At 30.3% G+C, this 9430-nt stretch carries 12 protein-coding genes; 11 read left to right on the forward strand and 1 reads right to left on the reverse strand.

Annotated elements, in window-relative coordinates; all coding sequences use genetic code 11:
• The first annotated feature begins 7 nt into the window (after positions 1 to 7).
• Genes rlmN through I4U58_RS03035 form a run of 6 tightly spaced genes read left to right on the forward strand, consistent with a single transcriptional unit; the run spans position 8 to position 5872 of the window.
• Positions 8 to 1039, forward strand: a complete 1032-nt coding sequence (rlmN, locus tag I4U58_RS03010) for a 23S rRNA (adenine(2503)-C(2))-methyltransferase RlmN (protein ID WP_195929565.1) — start codon at positions 8 to 10, stop codon at positions 1037 to 1039.
• 17 nt (positions 1040 to 1056) lie between these two features.
• Positions 1057 to 1809 (forward strand): Stp1/IreP family PP2C-type Ser/Thr phosphatase, encoded by a 753-nt coding sequence (locus I4U58_RS03015; protein ID WP_195929566.1) that lies wholly within the window; start codon positions 1057 to 1059, stop codon positions 1807 to 1809.
• Positions 1810 to 1821: 12 nt separating this feature from the next.
• Positions 1822 to 3630 (forward strand): Stk1 family PASTA domain-containing Ser/Thr kinase, encoded by a 1809-nt coding sequence (pknB, locus tag I4U58_RS03020; RefSeq protein ID WP_195929567.1) that lies wholly within the window; start codon positions 1822 to 1824, stop codon positions 3628 to 3630.
• A gap of 42 nt (positions 3631 to 3672) precedes the next feature.
• Complete coding sequence (gene rsgA, locus I4U58_RS03025; RefSeq protein WP_195929568.1) at positions 3673 to 4554, forward strand: ribosome small subunit-dependent GTPase A; 882 nt, start codon at positions 3673 to 3675, stop codon at positions 4552 to 4554.
• Between the two features lie 2 nt (positions 4555 to 4556).
• The gene (gene rpe, locus I4U58_RS03030) at positions 4557 to 5213 is read left to right on the forward strand and encodes a ribulose-phosphate 3-epimerase (RefSeq protein WP_195929569.1); all 657 of its coding nucleotides are present in this window, start codon (positions 4557 to 4559) and stop codon (positions 5211 to 5213) included.
• 11 nt (positions 5214 to 5224) lie between these two features.
• Entirely contained in the window at positions 5225 to 5872 is a 648-nt protein-coding gene (locus tag I4U58_RS03035) for a thiamine diphosphokinase (RefSeq protein WP_195929570.1), read from the forward strand.
• Between the two features lie 36 nt (positions 5873 to 5908).
• Here I4U58_RS03035 and I4U58_RS03040 read toward each other — a convergent pair whose 3' ends face one another.
• Entirely contained in the window at positions 5909 to 6310 is a 402-nt protein-coding gene (locus I4U58_RS03040) for a (deoxy)nucleoside triphosphate pyrophosphohydrolase (RefSeq protein ID WP_243269541.1), read from the reverse strand.
• A 113-nt stretch (positions 6311 to 6423) separates the two neighbouring features.
• Between I4U58_RS03040 and I4U58_RS03045 the strand changes: the two genes are divergently transcribed.
• From I4U58_RS03045 to folK, 5 genes are all read left to right on the forward strand, one after another.
• A complete protein-coding gene (locus I4U58_RS03045; protein ID WP_347708157.1) occupies positions 6424 to 6819 on the forward strand; it encodes a patatin-like phospholipase family protein in 396 nt (131 codons plus the stop codon).
• 86 nt (positions 6820 to 6905) lie between these two features.
• On the forward strand, positions 6906 to 7472 hold the full coding sequence (gene folE / locus I4U58_RS03050; RefSeq protein ID WP_195929572.1) for a GTP cyclohydrolase I FolE: 567 nt from the start codon (positions 6906 to 6908) through the stop codon (positions 7470 to 7472).
• 163 nt (positions 7473 to 7635) lie between these two features.
• On the forward strand, positions 7636 to 8430 hold the full coding sequence (folP, locus tag I4U58_RS03055) for a dihydropteroate synthase (protein WP_195929573.1): 795 nt from the start codon (positions 7636 to 7638) through the stop codon (positions 8428 to 8430).
• Positions 8431 to 8461: 31 nt separating this feature from the next.
• Complete coding sequence (folB, locus tag I4U58_RS03060) at positions 8462 to 8827, forward strand: dihydroneopterin aldolase (protein ID WP_195929574.1); 366 nt, start codon at positions 8462 to 8464, stop codon at positions 8825 to 8827.
• The gene (gene folK, locus I4U58_RS03065) at positions 8820 to 9308 is read left to right on the forward strand and encodes a 2-amino-4-hydroxy-6-hydroxymethyldihydropteridine diphosphokinase (protein WP_195929575.1); all 489 of its coding nucleotides are present in this window, start codon (positions 8820 to 8822) and stop codon (positions 9306 to 9308) included. Before folB ends, folK begins: the two co-directional genes overlap by 8 nt.
• Positions 9309 to 9430 lie beyond the last annotated feature (122 nt).

Below are 9430 nucleotides of genomic sequence, written 5' to 3' on the forward strand. Positions count from 1 at the left end.
TAGCATCATGGAAAATAAAAAAATAGCTCTAAAAAACTTTACTGAAGAAGAATTAAAAGAATTTATGAAAGAAATTGGAGAAAAACCATTTAGAGGGACTCAAATTTATTCATGGATATACAAAGGTGCAAAAACTTTTGACGATATGAAAAATATTCCTAAATCTCTTAGAGAGAAGTTAGAAAAAGTTTCTTATATAGGTAACTTAGATATTGAATTAGTGTTAAAATCTAAAGTAGATAAGACAAAAAAATACTTATTTCTACTAAACGATGGAAACATAATCGAGTCAGTAATGATGGAATATGAAGATAGAGTTACAGCATGTATATCAAACCAAGTAGGATGTAGAATGGGATGTAGATTCTGTGCATCTACAATGGATGGACTTATTAGAAATTTAGAACCATGGGAGATTTTAGATCAAATAATAAAAATCCAAGAAGATACAGGAAAAAGAGTATCAAACTTAGTCCTTATGGGAAGTGGAGAACCGCTTGATAACTTTGAAAATACTAAGCAATTTTTAAAAGTTGTAAATGATAAAAATGGTCTTAACATAGGATATAGACATATAACACTGTCTACTTGTGGAGTAATACCAAAAATGTATGAATTGGCGGATTTAAATATACCTATTAATTTAGCATTATCTCTGCATTCACCTTTTGACGATAAAAGGGCAGAAATAATGCCAGTGGCTAAAGCTTATAAAGTAAAAGACTTAATAAAAGCGTGCCAAAACTACATTGATAAAACTAATAGAAGAGTAACATTTGAATACTCTTTAATAAAAGGAGTAAATGATTCAAAGGCAGAATCTGATGAAATAAGTAAACTATTAAAAGGTATGTTATGTCATGTAAATTTAATTCCTATAAATAAAGTTGAGGAAAGAGATTTCGAAAGACCAGATAAAACTTATATTTATAAATTTAGAGATGCCTTAGAAAAAAATAATATACCAACTACTGTAAGAAATTCCATGGGTTCTGATATTGGTGGAGCATGTGGACAATTGAGAAGAAAACACAAGTAGGAGAAGGGGGTAACAATATGATTTTTAGTTTAGCGTCTGATATAGGCAAAGTTAGAAAAAATAACGAAGATTTTGTAGATGCAAAAATCATATGTAAAGATGATGAAACAAAAATAGGCATATTTGCCTTGGCTGACGGCATGGGAGGTCACAATAAAGGTGAAGTCGCTAGTCTAATGGCTGTAAATGGCATTATTGAATTTTTATCTGAAAGTTTATCTCAATCAGGAAATATAAAAATAGACTATTTTGATGACATTATAAAACAAGCATACAATCAAGTAAATTATAGCATACTTGAAAAATCCAAAGAAGATGAATCATTTAATGGTATGGGGACGACTCTTGTCACTGTAGTAATATATAACGATGATATGTATGTAGCCAATGTCGGTGATAGCAGATGTTATATAATGAGAGATGAAGAGCTAAAACGAATAACAATAGATCACTCTGTAGTAGAAGATTTAGTAAGGATGAATATTATATCAGAAGAAGAAGCTATGACACATCCAATAAGAAACCATATAACTAGAGCTATGGGAACAGATGAAATGGTTATAGTAGATATATTTAGAAAAAAGCTAAAGCCTCATGATAAAATTTTAATGGCTACAGATGGACTTACAGGATATGTTTTAGATGAAAAGATAGAAGAGATTTTGACAAGTGATGATAATATAAATGTAATAACTAATAACTTAATAGAATTTGCAAATGATGTATCTGGCAAAGATAATACATCTGTTATATTAATTGAGCAAAGTTAGGACGGTGATAATGTGGAACAAACAATTTTAGGTAATAGATATCAAATTATTAAGAAAATTGGCGATGGGGGAATGGCTTTTGTATATCAAGCAAAAGATAAGCTTTTAAATAGAATTGTAGCTGTTAAAGTTTTGAGGCCAGAGTTTGTCGATGATAAGGACTTTTTAGCGAAATTTAAAAGAGAAGCAGAAGCCGTTGCTAATATAACACATCCTAATATAGTGAATGTATATGATGTAGGTCAAGAGGGGAAAGTTCACTATATAGTAATGGAATATGTAGATGGACAAAATCTAAAAGAAATAATAAAAAACGAAGGTGTTTTAGATGAATATACTGCTCTTGATATTACAAAGCAAATAGCTCAAGCACTGAGCGCTGCTCATAAAAAGGGCGTAATTCATAGAGATATAAAACCTCATAATATATTGATTTCTAATGAAGATAGACAAGTTAAAGTTGCGGACTTTGGTATAGCTAAAGCTGTTTCAAATTCAACAATTACTAATATAGGAAGTATAATTGGTTCTGTGCATTATTTCTCACCAGAACAAGCAAAAGGTCAGCCAGTTGCTAATAATGCAGACTTATACTCTCTAGGTATAGTATTGTATGAGATGTTAATCGGAAGAGTACCATTTAGAGGTGATAGTCCAATTTCAATTGCACTTCAACATATAAATGAAGAAATTGAATTTACACAAGAAGAAAAGACTAAAATACCTCACAGCATAAGAACTTTAATAAGCAAGATGACTGAAAAATCTCCTGAAGATAGATACCAAAGTGCAGAAGAAGTAATAGAAGATATAGATTACATAGAAAAAAATATAGATTTAGATTTTATAAAAGAGTACGACAATTATGTGACTCAAAAAATAGATCAAGATAAATTACTTGCAAAATCTAAAAGATATAACACAAATAGAAACTATTATGAAGAAGATTTAGAAGACTATTCAGATGAATACGAAGATGAAGAAGATTATTACGAAGAGCAAAAGCCAGTAAGAAAAAGTAATAAAAATAATGTAAGCAAGAAAGCTAAAAAGAAAAAACGCAACAACACTAAAAAAATAATAATAGGAGTTATAGCTTTAGCAGTTGTTGTAGTAGCGTTATTTGGAGGTAAGCTAGCTATAAATGCTTTCCTTAATAACAATACAAGTAGCAACGGTCAAGTAGAATCTTTTGATGTGCCTAATTTTGTTGGAATATCAATTGATGATGCTAATAAGCAAGCAGCTAAATTAGGATTAAACATACAAACTACAGAAGAATACAATACAGAGGTTAAGGCTGGATATATAATATCTCAAAGTCCACAAATGGGAAAAGTACAAACTGGAGATACTATAAATGTAGTTGTAAGTTTAGGTGGAAAGGCTGCAACTGTACCAAATTGTGTAGGTATGTCATATGAAAAAGCTAAAAAACTTATAGAATCAAATAATTTAAAAGTTGGTTCTAGAAGTTATGAATACAGCGATTCGTATGAAGAAGGAGTTGTAATTTGGCAAAATCCTTCCTCTGGAACAAATGGCGTAATGCAAAATACAACAGTTGATTTAGTTATAAGTAAAGGTAAAAAACCAGAAGATAATACAACTAAACCAGACGACAATAATCAAAATAACTCAGGAGATAACAATAATTCAGATAACTCAGGAGATAATAATGACAGTAATACAGATAATCCAGGAGATAATAATAACCCAAATAACCCAGGAGATAGTGGTAATACTGACAATAATGGTAGTAGTGGGAATACTGAATCTCAACAAAATGCTAGTATAAGAAAAGGTGATTATTGGGTTTAGGAGTATTTAAACCAAATAATTAAAAATTTTAGGAGGGCTTTAATGATAGAAGGTAGGATAATAAAAGGTATTGGAGGCTTTTATTACGTAGATACAGATAATGGTCTGTATGAATGTAGAGCTAGAGGAATTTTTAGAAAAAATAAAATAACGCCTTTAGTTGGAGATTTTGTAAAAATAAGTGTAGTAGATGAAGAAAATAAAAAAGGTGTAGTAGAAGAAATAGCAGAGAGAGAAACAGAACTTGTTAGACCTCCTATTGCTAATGTAAATAAGGCATTAATAGTATTTGCTGTTAAAAATCCAACGCCTCATTTATCTTTATTAGATAGATTTATAGTTCTTGCAGAGAGAGAAAATTTAGAAATTGTAATAATACTTACAAAAATAGATTTAGATGATGACAATACTTTTGAAAAAATAAAAAATATCTATGAACCTTGTGGATATAAGGTTATAGGGGTTAGTAATTTAGAAAAGAAAAATATCGACAAAGTAAAAGAAGAATTAAAAGACAATACAGTTGTTTTTGCAGGACCATCAGGAGTAGGAAAATCTAGTTTATTAAACGAAATAGATAAGAACTTTAAGCTAAAAACTGGTGATGTCAGTGATAAGATAAAAAGAGGTAAACATACAACAAGACATGCTGAATTATTTGAATTAGAGTTTGGTGGTATGGTTGCAGATACTCCAGGGTTCAGTTCTTTAACACTTGACGATATAGAAGATGTAGACTTAAAAGACTATTTTATCGAATTTGACAATTACGATGATTGTAAATTTGGATCAAGATGTATACATCAGAATGAACCAAATTGTGCAGTTAAAGAAGCTGTCGAAAATGGAGAAATACCAAAAGAAAGATATGAAAGTTATATACAATTATTAAATGAAATTAGACAAGGGAAGAGGAGATATTAGATATGATTAAATTAGCACCATCGATTTTATCAGCGGATTTTGCAAGGTTACTAGAAGACGTAAAAAAAGTAGAGAAAGCAGGGTGTGAATATCTACATATAGATGTTATGGATGGGCATTTTGTGCCAAATATAACTTTAGGACCGGCTATAGTTAAATCGCTAAGAAAAGATGTCAACATGGTATTTGATGCACATCTTATGATAGAAAATCCAGACAACTATATAAAAGAATTTGCAGATGCTGGATGTGATATAATAGTAGTTCATCAAGAAGCGTGTACACATCTTCACAGAACTATTCAAAATATAAAATCACATGGAGTAAAAGCGGGAGTTGCTTTAAATCCTGCTACACCGATAGAAACTATAAAATACGTATTAGAAGATGTAGATATGGTACTTTTAATGTCTGTAAATCCAGGATTTGGTGGACAATCATATATACCAGTAGTAACAAAAAAGATAAAAGAATTAAGAGCATTAATTGATGAAATGGGACTTGATATAGATATAGAAGTAGATGGAGGAGTTAAGCCATCAAATATATCTGAAGTTGTAAATGCTGGTGCTAATGTAATCGTAGCTGGTTCTGCTATATTTAATGCAGGTGATATAGACGAAGCTGTTAAATCACTTAGAGAAAATGCTAGTAAGTAGGGTGATTAAAAGTGAAAGTTTGTATAGTATTAAATGGAAGTATCAACGACTACAATAAAACAAAAAATATAATTAAAAATCAAAACTACGATTATATTATAGGTGCAGATGGTGGATGTAATCACTTATACAAAATGGATATACTACCGAATTATGTTATAGGTGATTTGGATTCTATTAATGATAAATTAATAAAATATTATGAAGATAAAAATATAATATTTAAAAAGTTTCCAACTCATAAAGATGAAACAGACGCAGAAATATGCATATATTTAGCAAAAACATTAAATGCTACAGAAATACATTTTATTGGAGCTTTAGGCGGTCGTATAGACCATGCATTATCTAACATAGGGCTTATGTATTATGTATTAGAAATGGATATTGAACCTAAAATATTGACTAGTGAAGAAGAGATGTTTATTATACACAATAATACAAAAGTCATAAAAGGAAAAAAAGGGGATACACTTTCTATATTAGCGCTTAAGCAAGATGCTATTAATGTAACTTTAGAAAAATTAGAATATCCTCTAAAAAAAGCTAGGGTTTCATATTTATCACCACTAGGGATTTCAAATGTTATGTTAGAAGATGAATGTAATATAACAGTAGAAGATGGATATTTATTAGTTATAAGAAATTTAAATGTATAGAGATAAAATAAAGGTCAGTTTAAAATAAACTGACCTTTATTTATTTGAATTTATAACTTTATCTACTAGTGGTATATCTGCAGGGGCCCAAACAAGTGATTTTAAATTTTCTTTTTTTAGATAAATCAACTTAGAATGTTCATCTGCTATAGGTTCTCCTTCTACTAAAATACATTTTAGTGCAGTTAAACTCACTATGATATTTTCATATTCATGTATATTTTTACCGATGATTTCAGTAGCTTTAACTGAGCATTTTAATTCTTCTTTTATTTCGCGCTCGATAGCCTCATGCTCACTTTCACCTTTTTCAATTTTACCTCCAGGAAACTCCCACATATTAGGAAGAACCATTATAGGGGATCTAAGGGCACATAATATTTCATTGTTTTCATTTTCAATAACTGCTGCTACGACTTCTACTAATTTTTTATCCATAATCCACCTCCATAAATAAGATAACATATAATAAATAAAACTTCTATGGTAGTAATATACAAAATCTTTGTTATAATATATAAATATACATAAATTAGAAAGAAGGGGTAGAAGTGATTAAAGCAGGTCTTGTGGTAGAAGGAGGCGGTATGAGAGGTGTTTATGCCGCTGGAGTACTTGATTTTTTTATGGAAAAAGACTTATATTGTACAAATAATTATGGCGTTTCTGCAGGAGCATGCCATCTTTGCAGTTATTTATCAAAACAAAATAAAAGAGCATTTCGTGTAAATGTCAATTATTTACAAGATAAAAGATACTGTAGTGTTAGAAGTTTAATAAAAACTGGCGATTTATTTGGGGCAGAGATGCTTTATGATATAATACCGAATCAATTGGATTTATTTGATTATGACGCATTTAAAAACAATAATGCTAATTTTTATAGTGTAATCACAAATATAAATACAGGTAAACCTGAATATATAAAAATATATACGATATATTAAAAAATGAATCTTTTAACAAATATGAAGTGCTATTAAAAATATATAAGTATATAAAATAATGCCCTTAGAAATTTGGAGGTAGAAGTATGGCAGTAGATCAAGCAAAAATAAGAAAAGCAGTTAGAGATATATTAGAAGCAATCGGAGAAGATCCAGACAGAGAAGGGTTAGTTGGAACTCCTGATAGAGTTGCTAGAATGTACGAAGAAATATTCTGTGGATTACACCAAGATCCAAGAGAACATTTAAAAGTATTATTTGCAGATGAAAAACATGAAGAAATGGTTGTTGTAAAAGATATACCATTCTACTCAAGTTGTGAACATCATTTAGTTCCATTCTTCGGAAAAGCTCACGTGGTTTATATACCAAAAGACGGAAGATTAACTGGTTTATCTAAATTAGCTAGAGTTATAGAGACAATAGCAAAAAGACCACAATTACAAGAAAGAATAACTAAAGATACAGCAAACATAATAATGGAAGAATTAAGACCTTATGGAGTTATGGTAGTTGTAGAAGCTGAGCATATGTGTATGACTATGCGTGGAGTTAAAAAACCAGGTTCAAAAACTGTAACTTCTGCTGTTAGAGGTGTATTTGAAAATGATGCACTAGCTAGAAGTGAAGCTATGGCTTTAATAAACTTATAAGATAATACTACATTTTTAAAAGTTATATTCACTATTTTTTAGTGGGTATAACTTTTAATGCAGTTTAGATAAAATTATATATAGAAATTTTAAATTATATAATACTATTTAACTTGAAAAATACTACAATTAAATAAATAGAAATTTTTAAGAGGAGAAAAAAATGTTAGATTACGGGAAAAAAACATATATAATGGGAATATTAAATGTAACACCAGACAGTTTTTCTGATGGTGGAGATTTTACAAACGTAGACATAGCTGTAAATCACGCAAAAGAAATGATTAATTTAGGTGCAGATATGATAGATTTAGGCGGAGAATCTACAAGACCTGGGCATAAATTTGTATCAGCAGAAGAAGAGATATCTAGAATAGTTCCAGTTATAAAGAGACTAAAAGAAGAGATAGACGTTCCAATATCAATAGACACTTATAAAAGTGAAGTTGCAGAAGAAGCTTTAAAACTAGGTGTAGACATGGTAAACGACGTTTGGGGCTTAACTTACGATGGTAAAATGGCAGACGTAGTTGCAAAATACGACGGTGAAGTTTGTATAATGCACAATCAAGAAGGAACAACATACGACAAAGACATAATAGAATCAATAAAAGAGTTTTTACAAAAAAGCATAGACATGGCGCTTGAAGCAGGTGTCAAAAAAGAAAAAATAGTACTAGATCCAGGTATAGGATTTGGTAAAACTTATGAACAAAATATAGAAGTTTTAAATAGATTAGGTGAACTTAGAGATTTAGGATATCCAATATTACTTGGAACATCTAGAAAATCAGTTTTAGGAAAGATACTAGAAGGTTCTACTCCAAAAGAAAGAGTAAACGCAACTGTAGCGACTACTGTGCTTGGTGTTAGAGATGGTGTTGATATAGTAAGAGTTCATGATGTAAAAGAAAACAAAGAAGCTGCAATGGTAGCTGATGCAATGTATAGAAAATAACAAACAATCAATATAATTAGCGAGGTGTAATATGGATAAAATATTGATGAATAACTTAGGATTTTACGGGTATCATGGTGTTTTAAAAGAAGAAGCTACTTTAGGACAAAAGTTCTTTATAGATATGGAGCTTTACCTAGATACAAGAGAAGCTGGTCAAACTGACGATATGAACAAATCTGTAAGCTATGCAGATGTTTATGAATTAGTAAAAGAAATAGTAGAAAATAAACGATTTAATTTATTAGAAGCATTAGCAGAAAATATAGCAGAAGAAGTTTTAAATAAATTCGACCTTTTAAAAGGAATAATGGTCAGAGTTAAAAAGCCAGAAGCTCCAGTACCTGGAATATACGATTACTTCGGTGTCGAGATAAAAAGGGCAAAAGATGAATAGAGCTTACTTAGGACTTGGGACAAATATGGGAGATAGACTTGACTATCTAAATAAGGCATGCGATTTATTAGAGCAAAACGAAAATATAATATCTCTTAAAAAATCAAACCTTTACGAAACTAAAGCGTGGGGATATACAGAACAAGCTGATTTTTTAAATATGTGTGTCGAAATAGAAACAAACCTAGCTCCATACGACCTTCTAAGTCTATGCCAAGAAATAGAAAATAAATTAGATCGTGTAAGAGTTATAAGATGGGGACCTAGAACAATAGATATAGACGTACTTTTTTACAACGACGTAGTATCTACAGAAGAAAAACTTCTAATCCCACATCCAAGAATAAAAGAAAGAGCCTTCGTGCTTGTGCCGCTTATGGACTTAAATAAAGAACTTACTATAGAGGGAGAGACTATAAAGTATCATTTGGGTAATTTAAGCGAGAGTGAGAGAGACGAGGTTAAGGAATTTAGATTGTAATATGAGGGTGCCTGGAATTGATTTTCTGGGCATCTTTTTTTATATGATGAATTATCATATTAAGTGCAACACTTAAAAATGGATAAAAAAATAGCTCATAAGTTTATGTTCATGTTACAGTA

It is taken from the genome of Clostridium sp. 1001270J_160509_D11, from assembly GCF_015667935.1.
Taxonomy (GTDB): domain Bacteria; phylum Bacillota; class Clostridia; order Peptostreptococcales; family Peptostreptococcaceae; genus Intestinibacter.

What these genes read in the sequence shown, in the direction of transcription:
- rlmN (WP_195929565.1), top strand. Translation starts at nt 8, where the DNA reads ATGGAAAATAAAAAAATAGCTCTAAAAAACTTTACTGAAGAAGAATTA.
- I4U58_RS03015 (WP_195929566.1), top strand. Translation starts at nt 1,057, where the DNA reads ATGATTTTTAGTTTAGCGTCTGATATAGGCAAAGTTAGAAAAAATAAC.
- rsgA (WP_195929568.1), top strand. Translation starts at nt 3,673, where the DNA reads ATGATAGAAGGTAGGATAATAAAAGGTATTGGAGGCTTTTATTACGTA.
- rpe (WP_195929569.1), top strand. Translation starts at nt 4,557, where the DNA reads ATGATTAAATTAGCACCATCGATTTTATCAGCGGATTTTGCAAGGTTA.
- I4U58_RS03040 (WP_243269541.1), bottom strand. Translation starts at nt 6,310, where the DNA reads ATGGATAAAAAATTAGTAGAAGTCGTAGCAGCAGTTATTGAAAATGAA.
- folE (WP_195929572.1), top strand. Translation starts at nt 6,906, where the DNA reads ATGGCAGTAGATCAAGCAAAAATAAGAAAAGCAGTTAGAGATATATTA.
- folP (WP_195929573.1), top strand. Translation starts at nt 7,636, where the DNA reads ATGTTAGATTACGGGAAAAAAACATATATAATGGGAATATTAAATGTA.
- folB (WP_195929574.1), top strand. Translation starts at nt 8,462, where the DNA reads ATGGATAAAATATTGATGAATAACTTAGGATTTTACGGGTATCATGGT.
- folK (WP_195929575.1), top strand. Translation starts at nt 8,820, where the DNA reads ATGAATAGAGCTTACTTAGGACTTGGGACAAATATGGGAGATAGACTT.